2 pseudogenes are annotated in these 657 nt (G+C 50.7%); both read right to left on the bottom strand.

What is annotated here, in order from left to right:
* Window positions 1-306: pseudogene (locus HT737_RS29600) on the bottom strand (ketoacyl-ACP synthase III); the annotation flags it as partial.
* Between the two features lie 180 nt (window positions 307-486).
* Window positions 487-657 (bottom strand): annotated as a pseudogene (locus HT737_RS29595) (LysR family transcriptional regulator); the annotation flags it as partial.

The raw sequence follows: 657 nt of genomic DNA, 5'->3' as shown, positions 1-657 counted from the left end.
GCCGGCTCGATGAAGCCCTCGCGTAACGTTCGGATAGATCAACAGATCCAGGTCGGCCTTGTCGATATTGGCCTGGGCGAGCGCGGAGTTGAATGCTGTCTCCATCAGTTCCATCGGCGTCTCGTCGGCGCCCAGCCAGTGCCGCGTGCCGCTGCCGCTTTTTTCAAGCAACTTGCTGATGGTCTTCAAGGTTTTTGGCAAGTCTTCCTGGAACGTATCCTTAGAGTGTTCCTCGACCAGGTTTATAACGTCTTGATTGCTGATAATGCGTGACGGGAGAATCCCGGACAGCCCAACTATTTTCATATGACTTCCTTGTTTAAAGTATGCATCCGTGGGCAATGACTGCGGATGAGCAAACCCTTACTCATCCCTGTAAGGAGCCACTGGCGGCAATACTTTTAGCACAAAGAAAATGCGGATCAAGAAAGTTGTTGGTTATTTTCCTTAATCGAATTGAATCATGATCTGAGTCAATTTAACGCGTCATTCCTTATAAACGAGCGCATCCACCACAACCCCGAACGCGGACGAATGTTCACGACGATTCGGGTAGTAAAGGTGGTAACCGGCAAACGGTTGGCACCAATCCTCAAGTACGCGCACCAGTGTGCTGTTGGCCAACTGGCTGATGACCATGTCTTCCGGCAGAAAACG

The sequence above is a fragment of the Pseudomonas sp. MD195_PC81_125 genome, assembly GCF_014060985.1.
GTDB classification, from domain to species: domain Bacteria; phylum Pseudomonadota; class Gammaproteobacteria; order Pseudomonadales; family Pseudomonadaceae; genus Aquipseudomonas; species Aquipseudomonas parakoreensis.
The sequence above is the reverse complement of the archived record's forward strand: the minus strand, read 5'-3'. Positions and strand labels throughout refer to the sequence as shown.